Here is a 21989-nt window from a genome sequence, read left to right as displayed (position 1 = left end):
AGAGTGTCTGCTGCTCATGCAGGCGCTCTTTTTTAGGTCCTATTGCAGGGCAACATCCATTCATTTGCCCTATATAAAGACATGCATGATTCCTCCAAAAGATATATTTTTGAAAAATGCTGACACTTTTGCTGTTTTTTTCTTTATAATGCAAATCAACGAAGGGAGAGGATAGCATGTCCAAACAGAAAAGTACCATTCTTTTTGCTGCTATATGCCTCATGGCAGGAAGTTTGTCGATGGTGACACCAGCTTCAGCGAATGCAGAGACCCCTTATTATGGAAAAAGCTATGAGCAGCCAGCCACGGTTCAAAAACTGTATCCTGAGCCTGACGAAACGTTTGATACCCCTGCCTTTCAGAAAAAAGGAGAAGCATTTACCACACAAGAAGAGCTTCAAGATTTTTTACGTGACATTGTCAGTAAAAGTCCTTACGCCACGCAGAAACAGATTGGAACATCCATTGAAGGCAGGTCCATTCCAGCCCTCTATTTTACAAAGGATCGCCACATCTCTCCACTGTCAAAAAAGCCAACGATCTGGCTTCAAGCACAAATACATGGAAATGAACCAGCCTCCGGTGAATCTGCCCTTGTCATCGCCAAACGACTAGCAGGTGATGAAGGAGAGCGTATACTGAGCCATGTCAACGTCATCATTGTCCCAAGAATCAACCCAGATGGTTCTTATGCATTTGACCGCAGACTTGCAAACGGAATGGATGGCAACCGTGACCACATGACATTAGAATCTCCAGAGCTGACAGCTCTTCATCAAGAATTTAATCGCTATGCGCCCGAGGTCGTCATCGATGCCCATGAATATGATGTCGGTCAAAAGCAGTTCGAAGACATCGGTGCATCAGGTGCTCTCAAGTATCACGATTTGCTGATATTATCCGGTAAGAATTTAAACATTCCTGAAAGCATTCGATTAACGTCAAATGAATTGTACGTCAACGGAGTGCGTGAAGCATTGGCGAATAAGGGATTTTCCAACGATTTATATTATACAAACACAAGAGGGAAGGACGGAAAGATCGACCTTTATGAAGGCGGAACCGATGCACGAATTGGCCGAAATGCCCTGGCGCTTTCACCAGCTTTATCATTTCTTGTAGAAAGTAGGGGGATTGGAATTGGCAGAGAGGACTTTACTCGGCGTGTGGCAGCACAAGTCACCACTCATGAAAAAATCATTGAGACAACAGTGAAGCATGCTAAGCAGGTGAAGCAGCAAATGGTGACGGAGCGGCTGAAACTTGTGAAAAAAGGTCTTCAATCAAACGATGATGATCAAGTAGTCATTCAAGATGCTTTCAAGGCGCCTGTGAACGATTCACTTGAAATGGTGGATATTGAGAAAGGACAAACCACCAATGTCCCAGTGCGTTTTCATAGTGCAAGTGATGCGGTTCCTGTATTGACAAGAGAACGGCCGACAGCTTATCTTATTCTCCCAGGACATGAAGGAGTAGATCGAAAACTTAGAACTTTAGGACTGAAAAGTGTGACTTTGCCAGTTGGCATGAAAGTGCCAGTTCAAGCCTATGAGGTGACAAAACGAGTGGAAACAAGCAAAACAGATATTCAGCTTGAAACGAGGCTCGTTGAAAAGAAACGTCAACTGCCAAAAGGAACAAAGGTATATGTGACTGCACAGCCAGAGACCAATTTGTTGTCACTTGCCCTTGAACCAGAATCAAAAGACAGCTATATGTCATCAGGTTTTATTGCATCAAAAGTAGGCGATGAACTACCAGTTTACCGATTCTTGTTATCTCAAAAGACGTTAGGTATAAATAAAAAGGACTAAAATCAAGTTCATTTTAGCCCTTTGTCAACCACCCTAGAAGCGGCACAGTGCGTGCCGCTTTTTCTATTTTCGTCCAGCTCTGATCTCATCGGTCATGCCTTCATACGGTGCTTCTGCGATAATCGTTTCATCGTTTACCCCAGCATGGTGGATGTACGTAATGTCTGCGAATTCTGGTACGACATACTTCGGATAGGTTTCATATTTTTCACGGGATTCTTTCATGAGGTCGATATAGTCATTTTGATAGCAAACGGTGATATCTGGACGTTCATGCACCCATTTTGGGAAGAAAATGACGCCATGCATGCGTTTTTCCTCAGGCATAAAGTTTAAAGACACGTCTGTCCCAGTCGGTTCCGTCCAGGAAACTTTGTATACCCCTTTTGTCAGTTTCACAATATTCACTTCTTGATCACGAACCCAGCGGCCTCCAACCATTCCGCTATGAATGCGGTAATCAATGGTGTGATCATTTTTAATGTAAATCTCATATTCCCAGCCATTTTCATACGTATAAATCATATGAAGTCCAACGAATTGATCCATGTTTATTCCTTCTTTCAATTAAAATGATGTTGTTTCAAACATGTCATGATTTACATGTTTATTTTAGGGTGTATGGTATACTATTGTCAAAGAATATGCGTTGGAGGCATGTCATGAGAGTACTGAAATATGCCATTCTTGGCTTACTAGATCAGCGTGAGCTGACGGGATACGATATGAAGAAACACTTTGAAGATTCCCTTGGACAGTTTTGGAGTGCGAAGCATAGTCAAATATACCCTGAATTAAAGCGGCTAACAGAAGAGGGTTTTATTGAATTTGATATTCACATACAAGGAAAGAAGCTAGAGAAGAAGGTCTATCAAATCACTGATGCAGGAAAAAGAGAACTGCATGAGTGGTTAAGGAAAAAAGGCCCGATTCCAGACACAACAAAAGATGAATTTATGTTAAAAACGTTCTTTATCTCATCTATGGATCAAAAAGAAGCGGCCGGTCTCTTCTCACATCAGCTGCTGGAGCGAACAAAGAAAGTAGAGATGCTTGAACAGAAACTGAACGTTTTAACAGAAGAAGATCCATCTGCCCAATCACTGCATTCAACACAATTCGGGCATTATTTAGTGCTGACAAGAGCAATTGAAAGGGAAAAAGGGTATGTTCGCTGGCTCCAAAAGACCCTTGAAGTCATTGATTCATCCATTGTCTAAGGACAATCGTCGCACGATATGATAAAAAATGGTTTGAAACAAGTGAATTTATCAATAGAAACCGCTACAATGGATATATTCGTATTAAAGTGAGGCGAGTATGTTTGAGTAACCAAGAAGCGTTGTGGAATGAAGCAGAAGCTTTTATTTCTGTATGCTATGAAGAATTAGGCAAGTCAAATGAAGAAAAAGCAGCACGTCTGCATGAAATAAAAAAAGAAATTGAGTCTGACGGGATGTATACTCATACGCAGGAAGAATTAGCTCACGGGGCAAAAATGGCATGGCGCAACAGCAACCGGTGCATTGGGCGCTTGTTTTGGTCAACACTGCATGTGCATGACTGCCGGCACGTGACAACAGAAGATGAGGTGAAAGAGGCACTCTTTCATCATATTGAGTATGCGACAAATGGGGGTAAAATCAAACCGTCCATTACCATCTTCCCACCAGAGAATAAGGGGCGGAAGGAAGTCGTTATTTATAATCATCAGCTCGTTCGTTATGCGGGATATGAGTCGGAATATGGCATCATTGGGGACGAGGCATCACTTGAATTAACCAAGTTGTGTGAAGCGCATGGCTGGAAAGGCGAAGGCACGCATTTTGACCTTCTGCCACTTATGTTTCAGCTAAAAGATCAGCCGCCGGTTCTGTATGATCTTCCGAAAGAGATCGTTCAAGAGGTAGAGATCACTCATCCTGAATATGATGGATTCCGTGATTTAGGACTGAAATGGTATGCTGTTCCGATTATTGCTGATATGAAATTAGAAATTGGTGGCATTCATTACAATGCGGCACCGTTTAATGGCTGGTATATGGGAACAGAAATTGGCGCACGAAATCTTGCTGACGAAAACCGCTACAATATGCTGAAAAAAGTTGCTTCTATTTTAGGACTGGACACGACAAAGAATGCGTCACTTTGGAAGGACAAAGCCATTGTCGAATTGAATGTGGCGGTTCTTCATTCTTACCGGGAAGCAGGGGTGACCATTGTGGATCATCATACAGCTGCCCATCAGTTCAAACAATTTGAAAAACAGGAAGAAAAGGCTGACCGTAAGCTGACTGGTGATTGGACATGGCTGATTCCGCCAGTATCACCAGCTGCTACGCATATCTTCCATCGTCACTATGACAATACAATCGTGAAACCGAATTATTTTTATCAGGAAAAACCCTACCACGGGACGGAAAGAGCCTAGCGAAAAGCTAGGTTTTTTTGTATGAAATGAGTCTTTTGAATGTTGTTTGATTTGGAAAATGATGGTTTAATGGCGGTGAAATCAAAAAGGGGGAATAGAGATGAAAAAAATGACGTTGCTCATATTTTTGGCTGTATTCAGTTTCAACGGATTTCTACCACTAGGTGATGAGAGAGCTAAAGCAACTACTGGAACAATGGTTCAGAATGTCATCGATTTAAAGGTGACAACCGATCGTTCAACTTATACTTCGCTCCATCCTCAGGTCAACGTCAACATGACCGCAACAACAAATGAAACACTTTATTATACAGCTGCTATTCGAAAACTTACTTTCCCAGTGACACCAGTCTTTACACACGAAGGGTCTATCTCTGGACAAAACGCTTTCGCAGCACCTACTCGTTTATTATTTCCTAACAGTGGATCAGCCAACTATGATGTTCATGTGAGTCTCTACAAAGATGCTTCACGTACAACCTTGATTGGTTATTATGTTGCAAACCCATTTACTGTTGTGAAATAAAGGATACACATCAACTATCCTCTAATCCGAAAGTCTTGATAATGGGCGAACTTGGTGAGCGGCTCCATGTCCAAATGTGTGACTTTTGAAAAAGGACTACCTTTACGGACGGTCTCTAAAAAGTCAAAAACCTCCTGCTGCTCTCCTTCTACTTTTAACTCCACGTGACCCTCATCTGTGTTGCGTACCCAGCCTTTTATCCCTCGATTGACGGCTTCTCCTTGAACAAAATATCGAAAACCGACTCCTTGCACTCGTCCTTTTACAATAGCGTGATAATGAACCAATGTCATCTCTCCTTTTTTCTCATCGTACCATAACCTGCCTTGTTCCTTCACGTACCGACTATGATTTGACTGTCAAACCATGTAAAATAAAAGGCAATCAGACAATCTAAGGAGATGGCAAGAGTGGGGCAGACAAGGTACGACATCGAAGGAATTCAAGTAGGACAACCTATCACCACCTATGTGAATGGTAAAGAAATCAAAACAGCCATCAACAAAAAGCGTATTCACGAGCCTGTTTATTTGAGTAAGCTCAATTTTGATGGAGATGGCCAGGGTGATTTGGTCCATCACGGAGGTGATGATAAAGCCATTTGCGTCTTTCCATATGATCACTATACTTATTTTGAGCAATTTTTAGGGGTGCCGTTACAGGAGGCAGCCTTCGGTGAGAATGTGACCGTGCATCAGCTTGTAGAGACAGAAGTCCGTATTGGAGATGTATTTCAGTTTGGGGAAGCGATTGTTGAGGTCAGCCAGCCAAGACAGCCATGTGTGAAGCTCTCTCTTAAGCATGGAAACATGAAGCTTGTGAAGGAAGTGCAGCAAACGGGATATACCGGTTTTTATTTGCGTGTGCTGAAAGAAGGAATGGTCTCTCCTGATGAAGCTCTTGTGTTAGTCGAAAAAGCGCCCCATCCCATCACTGTCCACGAAGTCAATGAAGTTAAATACCGTCAAGTAGATCAAAACAGGCTGAAAGCAGTTCTTGAAGTAGATGCCTTAGCAGATGTGGTCAGGAAGTCTTTAGAAAAACGTGTTCAGCCCATATAAAAAAGCCGTACATCTGATATGGATGTACGGCTTTTCAACATTTAAGAGCTCGTTTTCTTTTGCTCAAGAAGATTTGCAAGGAAATAAGTTTTAAAGCTTTGAAGCTTTCTTCCTTCATGCTTGGTCACACCAAGCTTCTTTAATTCTTCGACATACCAGCCTTTGCTACCATAATGCATGATAGAAAACTCCTTTCAATGGAAACTGCCTGCATTGTAACATCTCAAAAAAGGACGTGAAAAGTGTGCAGGTGTTTAGAAATGAAAACTGATTCTATCTGCCTATGATCTATGTATATGCTGGAAATAATCATTTATGAATTTGGCGGGTTGAGGGTAACGATGATCATGCCGACTGTCATAATCATGATGACAATACCGAGGTAGGTCATCATGGATTGTTTTTTCTTAATACCTACAACCGTTAAAATAATACTTTCAATAAAGAAGATAACACCGATGATGATGAACCACATATCAAATAAGACCCCTTTCGCATATCTTTGCCTATTTTACCACAGGCATTTTTGTTTAGTCGTGACAGATTCGTGAAAGAGATATGAAAAAATCCCCTCCAGTGAAGGAAGGGACCCGCTTGCTTACAGCTTTGTTAAAATAATCGGTTCGTCTTTTGTGATCACAATCGTATGTTCAATCTGTGCGACCAGGCTCTTATCAGGTGTTTTAAATGTCCAGCCGTCATCTGCTTGATAAATCGATTCAGCATTTGTTGAAATGAAAGGTTCAAAGGCGATGACTGTCCCATTCTTAAACAAAGCATTATCGAATGGATCATAATAGTTCAAAATATGGTTAGGTGCTTCATGCAGGCTTTTCCCAATACCGTGCCCTGTCAAGTTCTTAATGACGGTAAATCCTTGTTCTTTCGCTGTATTGTAGACCGCACGGCCAATTTGATTTTGTCTTTTACCGGCTTTCGCATGCTTTAATCCTTCAAGGAATGCATCCTCTGCACACTGGCATAATGCTTCAAGACGAGCATCTCCTGTACCTAAAACGAATGAAATCCCAGTATCGGAATAATATCCATCAAGCTCTGCTGAGATATCAATATTAATGAGGTCGCCCTCTTGTAAAATGGTTTTTTCACTTGGAATGCCATGTGCGACTTCATCATTGACACTGATGCAAGTCGTACCGGGGAAATCATATTCTTTTTCAGGAGCTGAATTGGCTCCATGCTCTTCTAATATTTTTTTCCCAATCAAATCTAATTCTTTTGTAGACATGCCTGGTTTCGCTTGGCTTTTCATTTCTTCTCTTGCCAAAGCGACAATTCGGCCGACTTTTTTTAAGGCTTCTAACTCATGATCATGTTTGACAATCACTGTTCATTCCCGCTTTCTATAACTTCATTCTATTCAATAGCTTACCACATTTTACGCCAAAAGAGTAAAGGCTGAGATTTGGGTGAGATGTGGACAAATTGGTATAGATAACTAGATGTGCATATGATATATTTTTTATGAACATCATGAGAGATTTGTTCATGATGATGACGAAGGGGGGAGAAATAAGATGGTGTTTCAGTTTTTTCAAAAGTTAGGAAAATCATTTATGCTTCCAATCGCTGTGCTTCCTGCAGCGGGTATCATTTTGGCTATTGGGCGAGAAGATGTATTCAACATCCCGTTTATTCATGCGGCAGGAAATGCAATTTTTGCGAATTTGGCTTTAATTTTTGCTATGGGTGTAGCGATTGGTATTTCAAAGGATGGTAACGGAGCAGCGGCGTTATCTGGAGCGATCTCTTATTTTATTTTGTCAGCTGGTACCACGTCGATCAATTCGACCAACAATATGGGGGTATTGGGTGGTATTTTGTGCGGACTTTTGGCAGGTTACGTTTACAATAAATTTAAGGACACGAAACTGCCGGAATACTTAGGTTTCTTTAGTGGAAGACGGCTTGTGCCAATTATGACAGCACTTTTTACCATTCTATTAGCAGCCGTTTTTGGATATGTATGGCCTCCAATTCAAAGTGTGATCAATGATTTAGGGGAGTGGATTTTAAGTCTTGGAGCAACGGGTGCCGGGCTGTTTGGCTTCTTTAACCGCCTGCTCATTCCATTAGGACTTCATCATGTGTTGAATAATCTATTTTGGTTTCAATTCGGTGAATTCAGCGGAGCGACAGGTGATTTAGCGCGGTTCTTCAAAGGAGATCCAAGTGCAGGTGTCTTTATGACTGGTTTCTTCCCAGTAATGATGTTTGGGCTGCCGGCGGCATGTCTCGCGATGGTTGTGACCGCAAAGCCTGAAAAACGAAAAGCAACAGCCGGTCTTATGATTGGAATGGCACTGACGTCATTTATTACAGGAATCACAGAACCAATTGAATTCTCATTTATGTTTTTATCTCCACTTTTATATGGTGTTCATGCGATATTAACTGGTCTTTCGCTCTTTATTGTCAACACCTTAGGCATTCATAGCGGTTTCGCTTTTTCAGCGGGTGCGATTGATTACGTTTTAAGTTTTGGAATTGCGCAAAAACCCATTCTGTTACTTGTGGTTGGGGTCATCTATGGCGTGATTTACTTTGTTGTTTTCTATTTCCTGATTAAATTGTTAAAGCTAAAAACACCGGGCAGGGAAGATGATGACATCGAAGATATTTCAGGGGATGATACACATACTGCCGGAGCAAGTATGCTCGTAGAGGGACTAGGCGGCAAAGGCAATATCACCACAATTGACCATTGTGCGACCCGTCTTCGTTTAACAGTAGAAGATACCAATTTATTAAATGAAGGTACATTGAAAAAAGCAGGTGCCAAAGGGGTACTGACGTCAGGAAAAACTTCCGTACAAATCATCATTGGAACAAATGTCGAATTTGTCGCCGATGATCTTCGCAAGGAAGTCGATCGGGACTAAAAAAAGCGTTCAGCCAGATCAAATGGGCTGAACGTTTTTTTGTTTTCGCTGTTCGATCACCAGTACAATGCTGATGACAACAAGTAAAAACCATGAACTGATTTTACCAAGATGGACGAGAGACCAAGCATGCTGCTGATTTGGATATTGCCATGCTCCTAAAAAGGTCGTGACATTTTCGGCCACCCAAATAAAAAAGCCAATCAGCAAAAACGAGATAACAAGCGGCATACGAAAGGTCGATGAACCGACCTGAAAGGAAACGGCTGTTTTTCGAAACACAACCACTAGGAGTAATGTCAGCCACCAGCGTAAATCATAGATCCAGTGATGAGTAAAGAAATTGAGGTAAATACATAAACTGATCCCAATCGAAAGGTACGGCTGAGGCCATGCTTTCACCTTCACGTGAAGCCGAGTCAGTGCCTGATAAATATAGCTTGCCACGCTCGCATACATAAAACCGCTATAGAGCGGAACCCCCAAAATTTTCGTATAAGCTTCTTCAGGATAGGACCATGAACCCATATGTACTTTGTAGATTTCTAAGCCTATTCCAATCACATGAAAGAGACAAATAACCTTCAACTCTGTCAGCGTCTCAAGCCGTAGCATCAGCATGAGAAGCTGTGCCATGAGGCAAAGCAGAAGAATAACATCATATCGATGAAGAAAAGGAATAGACACGACCTTTGATAGGGCAAGCGCCGTAAAGATCATGACAGGAAATAGACAAGAGATGGCCTGTAAATAAGCAAAATGAAATAATGTTTTCATACAAAATGTAACCCCTTTTTACTGTCTGAAATAACTTAGACGGCAATAGCAAGGGGAAAGTTTACCTCGACTAGATATTCATGAACAATTTGTGAATATATATGTGAAAAGGATCACAAATGTATATTAAGTAGTATAATAAGATCATAAAGAAAATGTGAAATATTTCACATAATTTAAAAGGAGGCATCATCATGTTTACAAAATTCTTACAAACGAATGTATGGGCAGCGGTTATCCTTTTGGCAGCAAGACTTTATATCGGATGGACTTGGCTGACATCTGGTATTGGAAAACTAACAGGCGGATTCGATGCATCAGGATATTTGCAATTTGCCATAGCTGAACCTGTTGTGAAAGATGGACATCTTGTTTATCCGTTCTATGTCTGGTTTTTAGAAAATGTCGCGTTGCCAAATGCCGGACTCTTCAGTGCCATGGTCATGTGGGGAGAAATCTTAGTTGGTCTAGGACTAATTGTTGGATTGTTCACAACAACAGCAGCCTTTTTTGGAAGCGTGATGAATGTCTCTTTCTTACTAGCTGGAACCGTTTCTGTTAACCCGCTTCTTCTTCTAATCGCCGTCTTCATTATGGCAGCGAAAGGAAATGCCGGAAAACTTGGCCTTGATTATGTAGCAGGTCCAGTCCTTAAGCGAAAATTGAAAAGAAAGCCGCATTTAGAAGTGGCATCATAATAAAGAAAAGCATCCTGAGTGAAAACTCAGGATGCTTTTTATTTAGGAACCGGCTTTGATGAGGTTAATATGCACCACAGTCAGCTCGTGCTGACTGATATCTGGATCATGTCCGACGATAAATTCGAGCTCATAATTACCGGTCTGATAAACGTATTTTTTCTCTTTTGTTTGTGGGATGGTGCTGACTGAATCTGCAGGTCCAAGCTGTTTCTTTAATAGGGAAGGAGTCATTCCTCCGATATTCGTTTCTTTTTCTACATTTGTTCCAAAATAACGGATTTCGTTAATCTTGCCTTTTTTGTCATAGTGAAAAGCAAATCCAGGGTTGCCCATCTCAGCATGATACAAATCAAAGCCGCTTTGACCGGTTTCTGGATAAGGCTGTCCTAGTTTATGCCGAACGTCTTTTTTTGTTTGAACCCCTATTTTGAGTCCTTCTGCATAGTATGGCATTTGTCCTTGATGTGCTAGCTGATAAATGCTGTTTAGCGCTGCTTTCGGCCCTTGAGGAATGGACTGTTCTGCCTGCGTTTGGGTCAGGGCGTGCGCTGAAATCGCCGGGCTAAAACCGAATAAGGTGGAAGAAGCGAGTGAAGCGGTCACGACAAAAGCTGCTGTTTTTTTCATGATTAATCAATCCCTCCTTCTTCAACTATACCCGGTGCCATGTGGATCAAACGTAAAAAGCCCCAGCTGATCTTGGATCGGCTGGGGCCTTAAATGAAAAAGTTATTTGGAAGACGAGCTGGATTCATCTTTGGCGGAAGAGGAATCTTTTTCATCCTGTACTTTCTTTGTGTAGTCATAATCATTGCGTTCAATTGGTGTAAAGCCTTTAGGTTTGTAGAAACGGAGTAAATCTTCCGTGACAATCTTATCAGATGTCTCTAGCATCTTTTTCACCGTTTCGTTTTCTTGTGATGCCTTTTCAGTCGGCTCGATTTTTTCACCTGTTTTGTTGCTGTAATAGTTGTTGCCTACTTTCGTGTAGTCCTTAGACACGAAGTCTCCGTTTCTAAATGGCACAAGCTCTTTAAAGTTCTTCGATAAGATATCAGAACCAGACATTAAATAGTTCTTCGTATCATCTCCGAGCAGGTGGAGAAGAGTAGGCGCAACATCGACTTCACCAGAGTATTTATGAATCTGTCCGCCTTTTACGCCTGGCACATGGATAAAGAGCGGCACACGCATAAGCTGGGCATTTTCATAATCTCCAATTTTTTCGCCAGTCACTTTTTCCATCGCTTCATTATGGTTTTCTGAAATGCCGTAGTGGTCACCGTACATAATGACGACGGTATTGTCATAGAGACCGGATTTCTTCAAGTCATTAAAGAACTGTTCAATGGCTTCATCTAAATAATGAGCAGATTGGAAGTAGTTATCAACGACAGAGTCTCCGAAGTCGCCAGGTTCAAAATCGGTATCACCTTCATCCATACCAAATGGGAAGTGGTTTGACAGCGTAATGAATTTCGAATAAAGCGGCTGTTTTAGATTTTCAAGCATTGGCATGGATTCTTTGAAGAACGGTTTGTCTTTCAATCCATAGTTCTTCGTATCTTGTTCATTCATATCGTAGTACTCAGAATCGTAAAATCTGTCATATCCAAAGGACTTAAACATTTCATTTCGGTTCCAGAACGTTTTCGTATTCCCGTGGAATTCTGCGGACGTGTATTGGTCCTTTTTCAAAATGCCAGGAAGCGCCTGATATGTGTTTTGAGCTTTGTTAATAAACACAGAGCCTTGTGATAATGGGAAAAGCCCCGTATCCATCATAAATTCCGCATCAGATGTCTTTCCTTGTCCTGTTTGATGGAAGAAGTTATCAAAATAAAACGTTTTGTTGTCATGGGCTAATGAATTGAGGAAAGGAGTGACCTCTTTTCCATTCACTTTGTAATCAATGACAAAGTTTTGCAGTGATTCAAGAGAAATCGTAATGACGTTCATGCCTTTCGCTTTCCCGTAATAAGCCGGGTTAGGATCAGCGCTGTTCGCCTTTAGATAATTCTCTACATCTGTTACGTCACTTGAATTTGCCAGGGCACGCTGGCTGTTTGATTTCACATTTTGAATGGCATCAAACACCGTAAAATTATAAGCACCCAAGTATTTGACTAAATAATTGCGGTCGAACGATCTTGATAAAAGCTCTGGGCGATCAATTTCTGCTGCGATTAAGTTGACAACAAAGATCAGAACAGAGGACACAAGAACGAGTCTAAACGATTTTGTTTTTTGAACAGGTACAGTTGCTGTACTTGTTTGCTGCTGTCTTTTCATGCGGACTGCGAGTACGATCAAGATGATGGTATCGAGAAAGTAAAACATATCAGTCCAACGCATGAGTGAAAATGCACTATCACCTAATTGTCCGCCATTCGTTCCTGCCTGCATCACTGTAGGCAGCGTGATAAAGTCATTGAAGAATCGATAGTACACGATGTTTGCGTAAAGTAAAAAAGACATGAAAAAGTGAATCACAATGATAGCGGCAGGCTGCCATTTTTTCTTGAACAATAAAGCAAAGCCAAGAAAGAACAAGCTGGAGCTAATAGGATTCACAAAAAGCAAAATATGCTGAAGCACATTTGATATACCAAGTTTAAATTCGATTAAATAAGCTGTATACGTCTTGAGCCATAACAAGATGGCTGCAATTACAAAGAAGCCGAGGCCCCTTTTTTGAATAAATGTTTTCATTTAAACACTCCTTTTCTCCGTTAAACGGAAGAGGCGGAACGAAAGAAAACGAACCATTAGAATATACCATGAAATGCACAAATAGAAAAGTCATAACCGGTGAGCACCTAAGGCAGCCTGTCCGAGCTAGAAATGGGAAGACATCGAAAATATTCGATCTCCGAAAAACTTTTTGTGAAATTCATCCTAATAATTACAGAAAATTCTGTATTTTTCCTGTTGCTATATCAATAAAACAGGTAAAAAGACACAAGCCTAAAGAATTAATTTGATTTCTACAATGGTGTATTTAGGCGGATTTCCAGTGTTTATTAATGTTTATGCAGGTTAAGTAAAAAAAATGAATGAATAAACCGCTGAATTGTCTGGATAATAATTCCTTCAAGAAAGTATATTGATATATATTGTTGTTTCACAAACATAATGGTTTTGATGTGTATTGTAAGGGTTTTATTCTTTTTGATGGGTGAACAAATTATCTAAATATACTTAAGTGAACAGTTCGACACTATAAACTTTTGAAACGGGGTCGATATAGACAGTGACAGGAAATCTTCCATTGAAAGGATTGATAGTATATGACTGTACGAGCACAGAACCTCGTTCAGAACTGGTTTCCGAGTGAGGACGGAAATGCAGAAGAGCGGAAAGAACTCATTAAATTAATGGAACAGATCATTTCAGGGGTCGATGACCTGAAGGATCCGAACCGTGCTCACCTAAAAGGTGAAAAGAATCGCGAGGAGGACTTTTACAAAAAGCTCACTGAAACAAGTCAAATTCCGATGAACGGACAACAAGCGGAACTTGTGAATGAAGAATTACTGAAGCTTTTACATAATCATCCATACCACACGAAGTATTTCTTCACGAACATTTTGCCAATGGCAAGTACACCAGGAATTCTAGGCATGCTGACGGCTATGCTGGTTAACGGAAACAACCTATGGGATGTGTATGGACCAGCAGGGGCGGAAGCTGAGGTCAGAGTGGTCTCAATGATGTCTAAGCTCATCGGATATGATCCAAATGTGAGCGGGGGCTACACAACATGGGGAGGTCAAGGGGCTATTTTCTCAGGGCTTCGTTTAGCGATTGCGAAAGTTGCACCGGAGTCATTACGAAAAGGTGTCCCGCAAAATCTTTATGCGTTTTGTTCTGATGCAGCACATTACAGCTTATTTAAGTCAATGGAAGCAACAGGGATTGGCACAGACAACTTAATCAGAATTAAGACGAATAAAGATCATTCGATGGATATGGAAGATTTGCGTTGTCAAATGGAACGTGTTGCCCAAAATGGCGGAATTCCCGTTTATATTGTGGCAACAACCGGAACAACAGATGCCATTGCAATTGATGATGTAAAAGGGGTGCGTGAAACGGCAGAAGCCATTGCTGAGAAGTATGGTCTCAAGGTGCCGCATATTCATGCAGATTCGGCGCTTGGTGGATTCTTTGCTTTCTTTAATGAGTATGATGTATCTGAAAACCCGCTGCAATTCTCAGACGGTGTTCTTCGTATGTTAAAAGAAATCAAAGCAAAGTTTCAGCATCTTTCTCTTGCTGACACGATGTGTTTTGATTTTCAAAAACTTGGACAAACACCGTACACATCTAGTTTATTCTTAGTGAAAAACGCTGCTGACTTAAAGCGCTTGGACCTAGAAGAACAAGAAACACCATATGTTGGACATAGAGGATACGGGGAATACCATACCGGTTATACGCTTGAATGCTCAAGAATGGGAAGCTCCATCAGCATGCTAAGTGTGCTGCTAACGTTTGGAATTGAAGGATACCAGCGCTTGCTCGGTCAATTTTTAGAGGTGAACCTTGCATTTAGAGAAGCGCTCCGTCAGGAAATTCCACAAGCAGAAGTCGTCAATGATGACAATGTCGGAATGGCTACATTGTTTAGAATTTACCTAGACGGCTCTCCTCGTTTTAAGGAAGAAATATCTGGAGAAGCAACTGCTATGGAAATTGAGCGCAACAATGATTTGAACAAAATCCTCTTTGAAAAGCTTGGAGAGAAAAGAGACGAAATGTTCTTTGGTGATACAACGAAGTTTTTACAAGTCAATGCCAAAGAAGGTCAAGAATTCTATCTAAGTGTGAGTAAATTTTTTGTGATTTCACCTTATACGTTACCGGAGCATATCCCTCATATCGTATCTTATTTAAAAGATGTCATTGCATCTGTTTGTGGACAATTTGAAAGTGTAGAGGCTTAAATTAAAATTGAGAGTGGAGATGTAGAAAAAAATGGCGAAACAAAGGAAGTTTGGGGGACTTACGATTTCCTCCAAAATCATGTCAGTCGTTGTCGTAACATTACTCGCAACCGTTGCATTATTCGTTCTAACATTTTATTTAGTTAGCCAGGATTTATCTTCCCAATTATTAAAGCAATTTGATTATCGATTAACAACAGATATTGATACAGCGAAAAAAGAAATCGATCATATTGATGGAAATGTCCTTAGCATTAGCGGGAAGGATGATCCTATTTATGTGGAGATCAAAAAGAAATTCACAGAACTACAAAAAGATCATACGCTTGAGAACTTATACGTGTTATCAAATAAGGGCGGCAAAGAAAGAATCATCGTACTAACAGGGGAAGACAATGATTTTGATCAAGATTATGTCTTTTCAGATGAAATGAAACAAGCTCTTTCTGAAGATAAAATGGTCAAAAGCGACATTTACGTTGATTCGTATGGGACTCATAAATCCGTCTTTTTACCAATTAAAGATTCAGGCGGTGAACTCACGGGGATTTTAGGAATTGACTTAGATGCGTCTGTTGTTCCAGCAACAACGAAAAAGCTGACAATTTATATTACAGTAGCATCTGCGATTGTGCTCATCGGTGGATTACTCTTCTCATTCTTCATGGGAAGAAGAATTGCAAAACCAGCACGTTCATTAATGGAATCAGCAGATCGAATTGCAGATGGTGATTTAACTGGCATGGTAGAAGTTCAAAGTAAAGATGAGATCGGTCAATTAGCAGCTTCCTTCCAGAAAATGCAGGGACGGATCAAAGAGCTTATTGGAAAGATCTCAAACTCATCAAGTGAAGTGTCGAAAATGTCTTCGCAGCTTCGCACAGTGACAACAGAATCTAGTCAAAGTGCACAACAAGTGTCAGAAGCGATGACGAATATGAGTGAAGGAATCAATGATTCAGTCGCAAACATTACAGACTGCACAACATCTGTTGCGGAAATTGATACTCAAATCGAAGGCGTGACAAAAGAAGTGGATGAAATGAAATCTGTTTCATCAGAAGTACAAGAGCAGTCAGAATCTGGTCAAAAATTGGTGCAGCATGTGCTTGAACATCTCAACATGTTACACGACATGATGACAAGCTCAAAGCAGGCGGCAGAAGAATTGCAATCACATTCAACAGAAATTGAAAGTGTCATCTCCATTATTACGGACATTTCAGCGCAAACGAATCTGCTTGCACTGAATGCTTCTATTGAAGCCGCCCGTGTAGGAGAAGAAGGAAAAGGATTTGCTGTTGTGGCTGATGAAGTCCGTAAGTTAGCTGAACAGTCAGCTGATGCAGCTAAAACGGTCTCAGACTTAGTCATTGGCACACAGGAAAATAGTCAGCGTGTCCTTGAAAGCGTGGAGGAAAGCAGTAAAGCAGTGGAAGAAGGCCGTGAGCAAATGAAAGGCACCTCGCAGAACTTCGCTGGTATTTATGATGGAGTGTCTCAATTTGCAAGCAGAACGAACAATTTGCTTCAATCTATTCAGCAGGTAGAACGCGCTTATCAAACAATTTCTACATCGATTGAACAAATTTCGGTCGTGTCAGAAGAACATGCGGCAAGCTCTCAAGAAGTAGCGGCAGCAACAGAACAGCAAAGTGCTGGCATGCAGCAAATTTCAAGTGCGATTGAACAGCTCTCTGACATGTCAGAGGACTTGGCACAAATGGTATCTACTTTTAAAATCGACAAAAAATAACGAGAAAGCTGGCTCTTGTGAGAGAGTCAGCTTTTTTGCTATGCTTAACCAAAATATCAGACGATCTGAAAGGAGACGTGTCATGGATTTTGCGCAGAGATTGTCAGAAGAACGGATCAAAAAGGCGATGGACCATGGAGCTTTTGAAGGACTAGCAGGTTTTGGGAAACCTCTGCCAAAGGATGATGCTGCTCATGTACCTGAAGAACTGAGGATGGGCTATCGAATCATGAAAAATGCTGGCTTTGCCGGGGAAGAAACAGCTTTGAAAAAAGAACTAATGACGGTTAAAGAGTTACTGAAAACGAGTATAGATGGAGAAGAAAGAAAAAAACTCTCTCTCGTATGTGAGGAAAAACAAAAACGCCTTGATGAACTCACATCCAAGCGCCAAACGTTTGCTCGACCAGCCTCCTCCTTTTATAAGAATAGGGTCTACGAAAAACTAACGGAGCATAAAAAAAGATGATGACACGCTGCCTCTTTGAGCACATTGAGGGAGCTTTTTTTATGAAAGCGCTACATTTTATTGTTGACTACATGTATATACAAATATAAAATATGAAGTGAACATGTATATACAAGTTTTGATTCTTTTTTCTTATAAAAAAACGATCTCGGAGGGGATAGCATGGCTGATTATCAGGCAGCGGCAGATCAGATTGTGAAAGCCATTGGCGGCAAAGAAAACATTGATCAAGCCACACATTGTGTGACAAGACTTCGTTTTGTGCTAAAAGATGAAGGTAAGGTGGATGAGAAAGCACTAGAACAAATTGATGAAGTGAAGGGATCTTTCTCAGCGAATGGCCAATACCAAGTGGTCATTGGTCAAGGAGTGGTGAATCGGGTTTATGCCGAAATGGTCAAACAGACGGGAATCGGCGAAGCGACAAAAGAGGACGTCAAGCGTGCCTCTGATCAGAAATTAAACCCACTTCAGCGTGCGGTGAAAACGCTTGCAGATATCTTCATTCCAATCCTTCCAGCTATCGTGACAGCCGGTTTATTGATGGGGATTAATAATATTTTAACAGCTCCTGATATTTTCTTTGATCAAAAATCCATTGTGGATGTGTATCCGGCATGGGCGGATTTAGCGAATATGATCAACTTGATTGCAGGTACTGCTTTTACCTTTTTGCCAGCATTAATCGGCTGGTCGGCTGTCAAGCGGTTTGGAGGTAATCCGCTTTTAGGGATGGTCCTTGGACTGATGCTTGTACATCCAGATCTGTTGAATGCTTGGGGGTATGGAGCGGCGGAAAAGACAGGTGACATTCCTGTTTGGAATTTGTTTGGACTTGAAGTACAAAAGGTAGGTTACCAAGGGCAGGTTCTTCCGATACTCGTCGCCTCCTATTTACTCGCAAAGCTCGAATTATTTATAACAAAACGGACACCTGAAAGTATTCAGCTGTTAGTTGTTGCACCAATTACATTATTACTCATTGGATTTTTATCATTTATCGTCATTGGTCCCGTTACATTTGCGATCGGAAACGTTTTAACATCTGGACTCGTCACCGTATTCCAGCAATTCGCAGCACTTGGCGGTCTTTTATATGGCGGATTGTATGCAGCGTTAGTCATTACAGGGATGCATCATACGTTCCTAGCAGTCGATATTCAGCTGATTAACTCAAAACTGCACGGCACGTTCCTATGGCCAATGCTCGCCTTGTCTAATATTGCTCAAGGATCAGCGGCACTTGCGATGATGTTTGTCTTAAAAGATGAAAAGCAAAAAGGGCTCTCGCTGACATCAAGTATTTCTGCTTACTTGGGCATTACTGAACCGGCGATGTTTGGGGTGAACTTGCGCTATAGATTCCCGTTTATTTTTGCCCTGATCAGTTCAGGGATAGCTGGTATGTTTATTGCCTCACAAGGGGTACTGGCAAGTTCAGTCGGCGTTGGAGGCATTCCAGGAATCTTCTCGATCATTCCGAAATATTGGGGGGCATTTGCCATCGGAATGGTGATTGTGCTGATCGTCCCATTCATTGGTACCCTTTTATATGCAAAACTTAAAAAGAAGGATGTATCACAAGAACTTAACTAGTGGTGGTGAAGGAAATTGAATCAACAAACAAACGAACCGTGGTGGAAAAAAGCCGTGGTCTATCAAATCTATCCGAAGAGCTTTTTAGACACAACAGGCTCTGGTACAGGTGATATCAATGGCGTGACGAAAAAGCTCGACTATATCAAAGAGCTAGGGGCGGATTGTATTTGGCTGACCCCTATGTATGAGTCACCACAGCATGACAATGGTTATGATATTAGTGATTATACAAAAATCCATGACATGTACGGCACAATGGCTGATTTTGAGCACATGCTGAAAGAAGCACATGAACGAGGGATCCGTGTCATCATGGATCTAGCCGTGAACCATACGTCGATTTTCCATGAGTGGTTTCAAGCCTCCCGAGAGTCGAAGGAGAACCCGTATCGAGACTATTATATTTGGAAGGAGCCGAAAGCGGACGGCTCTCCTCCGAATGACTGGCAGTCAAAGTTTGGCGGCCCAGCGTGGGAATTAGATGAAGCGACAGGTGACTATTATCTTCATTTATATGATGTTACCCAGGCAGACCTCAATTGGGAACATGATGAAGTGCGCAGGAAAGTATATGACATCATGCACTTTTGGTTTGAAAAAGGGATCGATGGATTCAGACTGGATGTCATCAATAACATTTCAAAGGATCAACGCTTTTTAGATGATGCCGGGCAATCAGTGCAAGGTGATGGACGTATGTACTATACAGATGGGCCGAGAATTCATGAATTCTTGCATGAAATGAACCAGGAAGTGTTTTCGAAATACGATAGCATGACCGTGGGGGAAATGTCTTCAACGAATATTGCAGACTGCATTCGGTATACAAGACCTGATCGGCAGGAGCTGGATATGACGTTTAATTTTCATCATTTAAAAGTTGACTATCCTAACGGTGAAAAGTGGGCCATTGCACCATTTGATTTTCTAGAGTTGAAATCAATTCTGTCAGAATGGCAGACGAAAATGCATGAGGGCGGCGGCTGGAACGCACTCTTTTGGTGCAACCATGACCAGCCACGCATCGTGTCTAGATACGGTGATGATGGCACGTACCATCAGCAATCAGCGAAGATGCTGGCGACCACCATTCATTTGATGCAAGGCACTCCTTATATTTATCAAGGTGAAGAAATTGGGATGAAGAATCCTCGCTTTGAGGACATTTCGTCATACCGCGATATCGAATCACTCAATATGTACGAAGTCATGCTTGAAAAAGGGAAAACAAAGGAAGAAGCTTTGGCGATTTTACAGGTCAAATCAAGAGATAACGCAAGGACACCTATGCAATGGACGTCGGAAAAAAATGTGGGATTCTCAAAAGGTACGCCTTGGATTGAACCAGCTCAAAACGACATTTCAGTAGAAGCTGCCTTAAAAGATGAGACGTCGATTTTTTATCATTATCAAGCCCTTTGCAGGCTTCGTAAGGAACTTGATGTAATCACCTATGGGAGCTTTACTTTATTGCTGGCAGATGATCCAAAGGTGTTTGCGTATGTCCGAGAAGGCAAAGATGAGAAGATTCTCGTGATCAACCATTTTTATGCAGGCGAGACGGACTTTACACTTCCAGATGAGCTTGCAAAGGATGTCAATGAAATGGTAGGGCAAGTCCTGCTGTCCAATTATGAGGATGTGCCGGCAGATTTCAAGGGATTTACGTTGCGCCCATATGAGTCAATCGTTTATCATTTAACCAAACGCTAGTAAATGGGGCGGAAGGAAAATGAAAGAGAATAAGTTTCGAGTGATTTATGATCAGCTCGCAAGACGAATTGAACAAGGTGAATGGCAGGATAAAGGCATCCTCCCATCAGAACATGAGCTGTCTGTCATGTATGACACATCCCGTGAGACGGTGAGAAAGGCATTAAACATCCTTGTGCAAAATGGCTATATCCAAAAAATTCGTGGGAAAGGCTCAGTATTGCTGAATCGAGAGAAAATGCAGTTCCCAGTTTCGGGTCTTGTCAGCTTTAAAGAGCTTTCCCAAACGCTTGGACGCAAGACGGTAACAACGGTTCATGAGTTCGGTTTAATCAAGCCAGATCAGTATATTCAGTCTCAGCTGAAAATCAGTGGGCAGGAGGACGTTTGGGAAGTCATTCGCTCTCGCAATATTAGCGGAGAAGAAGTCATTTTAGACAAAGATTACTTTTTGCAAAAACATGTGCCGGTCTTGTCTAAGGACATTTGTGAAGGATCGATCTACGAGTATATTGAAGGAGAACTTGGGGTTTCGATTAGCTACGCACAAAAGGAATTTGTGGTCGAGCCATGTACAGAAGAGGATGAAAGGTATCTCGATTTGAACGGGTTTGATCATGTGGTGTTGGTGAAGAATTATGTGTTCTTGGAGGATACGAGTCTATTCCAATACACCGAAAGCCGCCACCGGCTAGATCGTTTCAGATTCGTGGATTTTGCTAGAAGAGAGAAGTAGACAGGGCCGAGGCTCTGTCTATTTCAGGTTGTAGGGTATAGCGAGAGCAACATCTCAGGAGGAAAAATGATCAGACTGAATAGACCACTCAAATTACGAGATTTAGAAATTTTTAGCGTGATGAAAGATCACAGGATTTTATGTTATGTCATCATTGAAGACACACGAAAACCGTTTACGGAAGAAGATAGAAAATTAGAGCCATTATGTGATATGGATGAAGAAGACATTCAAGCGATTTTGAATGTGTTTCATATTTCAATTATCAGTGATGAAACATTAAATGAAGAAGATTTAACCCTTGTGAAATCGTACTTTGCTGAATTTGTGAATAATACGAACTTAACGAATTTCATTACGAGAGAATATGTTCAAGAGGATTTATATGCCGTTGATGATGAAGATGATATCACGTTCTTTAATAGAATGCTGCGTCATATTGGGTCAGATGATGTGAAAAAATTTGATGACCGTCATTGGATGTATTTATCCCAAGATTGATAGTGAGATGGAAAAAAGACAAAGGGCTAAAATAAAGTACATTTTAGCCC

At 41.3% G+C, this 21989-nt stretch carries 22 protein-coding genes; 14 read left to right on the top strand and 8 right to left on the bottom strand.

All coding sequences use genetic code 11. The annotated features are described in order from the left end of the window. Positions 1-176 precede the first annotated feature (176 nt). The gene (locus EBQ12_RS15625) at positions 177-1817 is read left to right on the top strand and encodes a M14 family metallopeptidase (RefSeq protein ID WP_125590594.1); all 1641 of its coding nucleotides are present in this window, start codon (positions 177-179) and stop codon (positions 1815-1817) included. Between the two features lie 63 nt (positions 1818-1880). Here EBQ12_RS15625 and EBQ12_RS15620 read toward each other — a convergent pair whose 3' ends face one another. Further along, on the bottom strand, positions 1881-2366 hold the full coding sequence (locus EBQ12_RS15620; RefSeq protein WP_008341777.1) for a phenolic acid decarboxylase: 486 nt from the start codon (positions 2364-2366) through the stop codon (positions 1881-1883). 113 nt (positions 2367-2479) lie between these two features. Here EBQ12_RS15620 and EBQ12_RS15615 point away from each other — a divergent pair, with 113 nt between their 5' ends. The 3 genes from EBQ12_RS15615 to EBQ12_RS15605 all read left to right on the top strand — a co-directional run bounded on the left by EBQ12_RS15615 (position 2480) and on the right by EBQ12_RS15605 (position 4774). Next, a complete protein-coding gene (locus tag EBQ12_RS15615; RefSeq protein ID WP_024719344.1) occupies positions 2480-3037 on the top strand; it encodes a PadR family transcriptional regulator in 558 nt (185 codons plus the stop codon). Positions 3038-3141: 104 nt separating this feature from the next. Continuing rightward, positions 3142-4248: a nitric oxide synthase oxygenase gene (locus EBQ12_RS15610; RefSeq protein ID WP_073415386.1), complete on the top strand. Its 1107-nt coding sequence runs from the start codon at positions 3142-3144 to the stop codon at positions 4246-4248. A 100-nt stretch (positions 4249-4348) separates the two neighbouring features. Beyond that, entirely contained in the window at positions 4349-4774 is a 426-nt protein-coding gene (locus tag EBQ12_RS15605) for a hypothetical protein (protein ID WP_125590592.1), read from the top strand. Positions 4775-4788: 14 nt separating this feature from the next. Here the strand turns inward: EBQ12_RS15605 and EBQ12_RS15600 are convergent, their stop codons facing one another. Next, positions 4789-5061, bottom strand: a complete 273-nt coding sequence (locus EBQ12_RS15600; protein ID WP_039962563.1) for an acylphosphatase — start codon at positions 5059-5061, stop codon at positions 4789-4791. Between the two features lie 123 nt (positions 5062-5184). On the opposite strand from EBQ12_RS15600, the gene EBQ12_RS15595 reads away from it, so the two are divergent. Next, positions 5185-5835, top strand: coding sequence for an MOSC domain-containing protein (locus tag EBQ12_RS15595; protein ID WP_060780871.1), 651 nt, complete (start codon positions 5185-5187; stop codon positions 5833-5835). Between the two features lie 41 nt (positions 5836-5876). On the opposite strand, the gene EBQ12_RS15590 is transcribed toward EBQ12_RS15595, so the two are convergent. The 3 genes from EBQ12_RS15590 to map all read right to left on the bottom strand — a co-directional run bounded on the left by EBQ12_RS15590 (position 5877) and on the right by map (position 7183). Beyond that, positions 5877-6014, bottom strand: a complete 138-nt coding sequence (locus EBQ12_RS15590; protein WP_008341771.1) for a YflJ family protein — start codon at positions 6012-6014, stop codon at positions 5877-5879. Positions 6015-6148: 134 nt separating this feature from the next. After that, on the bottom strand, positions 6149-6310 hold the full coding sequence (locus EBQ12_RS19400) for a hypothetical protein (RefSeq protein WP_008341770.1): 162 nt from the start codon (positions 6308-6310) through the stop codon (positions 6149-6151). Positions 6311-6433: 123 nt separating this feature from the next. Continuing rightward, complete coding sequence (gene map / locus EBQ12_RS15585) at positions 6434-7183, bottom strand: type I methionyl aminopeptidase (RefSeq protein WP_008341769.1); 750 nt, start codon at positions 7181-7183, stop codon at positions 6434-6436. A gap of 190 nt (positions 7184-7373) precedes the next feature. On the opposite strand from map, the gene nagE reads away from it, so the two are divergent. Next, the gene (gene nagE / locus EBQ12_RS15580) at positions 7374-8738 is read left to right on the top strand and encodes an N-acetylglucosamine-specific PTS transporter subunit IIBC (protein WP_125590590.1); all 1365 of its coding nucleotides are present in this window, start codon (positions 7374-7376) and stop codon (positions 8736-8738) included. An 18-nt stretch (positions 8739-8756) separates the two neighbouring features. On the opposite strand, the gene EBQ12_RS15575 is transcribed toward nagE, so the two are convergent. Then, entirely contained in the window at positions 8757-9515 is a 759-nt protein-coding gene (locus EBQ12_RS15575; protein WP_050827055.1) for a DUF817 domain-containing protein, read from the bottom strand. Positions 9516-9709: 194 nt separating this feature from the next. Here EBQ12_RS15575 and EBQ12_RS15570 point away from each other — a divergent pair, with 194 nt between their 5' ends. Then, positions 9710-10213: a DoxX family protein gene (locus EBQ12_RS15570; protein ID WP_007496570.1), complete on the top strand. Its 504-nt coding sequence runs from the start codon at positions 9710-9712 to the stop codon at positions 10211-10213. A gap of 42 nt (positions 10214-10255) precedes the next feature. Here the strand turns inward: EBQ12_RS15570 and EBQ12_RS15565 are convergent, their stop codons facing one another. Both EBQ12_RS15565 and ltaS read right to left on the bottom strand, forming a co-directional pair. Continuing rightward, a complete protein-coding gene (locus EBQ12_RS15565) occupies positions 10256-10843 on the bottom strand; it encodes a YjgB family protein (protein WP_125590588.1) in 588 nt (195 codons plus the stop codon). 102 nt (positions 10844-10945) lie between these two features. Next, positions 10946-12928, bottom strand: coding sequence for a lipoteichoic acid synthase (ltaS, locus tag EBQ12_RS15560; protein ID WP_125590586.1), 1983 nt, complete (start codon positions 12926-12928; stop codon positions 10946-10948). A gap of 578 nt (positions 12929-13506) precedes the next feature. On the opposite strand from ltaS, the gene EBQ12_RS15555 reads away from it, so the two are divergent. The 7 genes from EBQ12_RS15555 to EBQ12_RS15525 all read left to right on the top strand — a co-directional run bounded on the left by EBQ12_RS15555 (position 13507) and on the right by EBQ12_RS15525 (position 21939). Continuing rightward, entirely contained in the window at positions 13507-15165 is a 1659-nt protein-coding gene (locus EBQ12_RS15555) for a pyridoxal phosphate-dependent decarboxylase family protein (protein WP_007496575.1), read from the top strand. Between the two features lie 31 nt (positions 15166-15196). Then, positions 15197-16921, top strand: coding sequence for a methyl-accepting chemotaxis protein (locus EBQ12_RS15550; protein WP_125590584.1), 1725 nt, complete (start codon positions 15197-15199; stop codon positions 16919-16921). An 82-nt stretch (positions 16922-17003) separates the two neighbouring features. Continuing rightward, on the top strand, positions 17004-17390 hold the full coding sequence (locus EBQ12_RS15545) for a DnaJ family domain-containing protein (RefSeq protein WP_008341761.1): 387 nt from the start codon (positions 17004-17006) through the stop codon (positions 17388-17390). Positions 17391-17552: 162 nt separating this feature from the next. Then, entirely contained in the window at positions 17553-18986 is a 1434-nt protein-coding gene (gene treP / locus EBQ12_RS15540; RefSeq protein WP_017358785.1) for a PTS system trehalose-specific EIIBC component, read from the top strand. Positions 18987-19001: 15 nt separating this feature from the next. Continuing rightward, the gene (treC, locus tag EBQ12_RS15535) at positions 19002-20702 is read left to right on the top strand and encodes an alpha,alpha-phosphotrehalase (RefSeq protein ID WP_125590582.1); all 1701 of its coding nucleotides are present in this window, start codon (positions 19002-19004) and stop codon (positions 20700-20702) included. Positions 20703-20721: 19 nt separating this feature from the next. Beyond that, positions 20722-21438, top strand: coding sequence for a trehalose operon repressor (gene treR / locus EBQ12_RS15530; RefSeq protein ID WP_125590580.1), 717 nt, complete (start codon positions 20722-20724; stop codon positions 21436-21438). A 66-nt stretch (positions 21439-21504) separates the two neighbouring features. Then, on the top strand, positions 21505-21939 hold the full coding sequence (locus EBQ12_RS15525; protein ID WP_048002063.1) for a hypothetical protein: 435 nt from the start codon (positions 21505-21507) through the stop codon (positions 21937-21939). The last annotated feature ends 50 nt before the right edge of the window (positions 21940-21989 follow it).

The organism is Bacillus sp. 2B09, from assembly GCF_003946835.1.
Taxonomy (GTDB): Bacteria; Bacillota; Bacilli; order Bacillales; family Bacillaceae; genus Bacillus; species Bacillus altitudinis.
This window is presented reverse-complemented; position numbering and strand designations above follow the sequence as displayed.

Excerpts from the sequence above, each read along its gene's own strand:
- EBQ12_RS15625 (WP_125590594.1), top strand. The coding sequence starts at position 177 with ATGTCCAAACAGAAAAGTACCATTCTTTTTGCTGCTATATGCCTCATG.
- EBQ12_RS15620 (WP_008341777.1), bottom strand. The coding sequence starts at position 2,366 with ATGGATCAATTCGTTGGACTTCATATGATTTATACGTATGAAAATGGC.
- EBQ12_RS15615 (WP_024719344.1), top strand. The coding sequence starts at position 2,480 with ATGAGAGTACTGAAATATGCCATTCTTGGCTTACTAGATCAGCGTGAG.
- EBQ12_RS15605 (WP_125590592.1), top strand. The coding sequence starts at position 4,349 with ATGAAAAAAATGACGTTGCTCATATTTTTGGCTGTATTCAGTTTCAAC.
- EBQ12_RS15590 (WP_008341771.1), bottom strand. The coding sequence starts at position 6,014 with ATGCATTATGGTAGCAAAGGCTGGTATGTCGAAGAATTAAAGAAGCTT.
- EBQ12_RS19400 (WP_008341770.1), bottom strand. The coding sequence starts at position 6,310 with ATGTGGTTCATCATCATCGGTGTTATCTTCTTTATTGAAAGTATTATT.
- nagE (WP_125590590.1), top strand. The coding sequence starts at position 7,374 with ATGGTGTTTCAGTTTTTTCAAAAGTTAGGAAAATCATTTATGCTTCCA.
- EBQ12_RS15575 (WP_050827055.1), bottom strand. The coding sequence starts at position 9,515 with ATGAAAACATTATTTCATTTTGCTTATTTACAGGCCATCTCTTGTCTA.
- EBQ12_RS15570 (WP_007496570.1), top strand. The coding sequence starts at position 9,710 with ATGTTTACAAAATTCTTACAAACGAATGTATGGGCAGCGGTTATCCTT.
- EBQ12_RS15565 (WP_125590588.1), bottom strand. The coding sequence starts at position 10,843 with ATGAAAAAAACAGCAGCTTTTGTCGTGACCGCTTCACTCGCTTCTTCC.
- ltaS (WP_125590586.1), bottom strand. The coding sequence starts at position 12,928 with ATGAAAACATTTATTCAAAAAAGGGGCCTCGGCTTCTTTGTAATTGCA.
- EBQ12_RS15555 (WP_007496575.1), top strand. The coding sequence starts at position 13,507 with ATGACTGTACGAGCACAGAACCTCGTTCAGAACTGGTTTCCGAGTGAG.
- EBQ12_RS15550 (WP_125590584.1), top strand. The coding sequence starts at position 15,197 with ATGGCGAAACAAAGGAAGTTTGGGGGACTTACGATTTCCTCCAAAATC.
- EBQ12_RS15545 (WP_008341761.1), top strand. The coding sequence starts at position 17,004 with ATGGATTTTGCGCAGAGATTGTCAGAAGAACGGATCAAAAAGGCGATG.
- treP (WP_017358785.1), top strand. The coding sequence starts at position 17,553 with ATGGCTGATTATCAGGCAGCGGCAGATCAGATTGTGAAAGCCATTGGC.
- treR (WP_125590580.1), top strand. The coding sequence starts at position 20,722 with ATGAAAGAGAATAAGTTTCGAGTGATTTATGATCAGCTCGCAAGACGA.
- EBQ12_RS15525 (WP_048002063.1), top strand. The coding sequence starts at position 21,505 with ATGATCAGACTGAATAGACCACTCAAATTACGAGATTTAGAAATTTTT.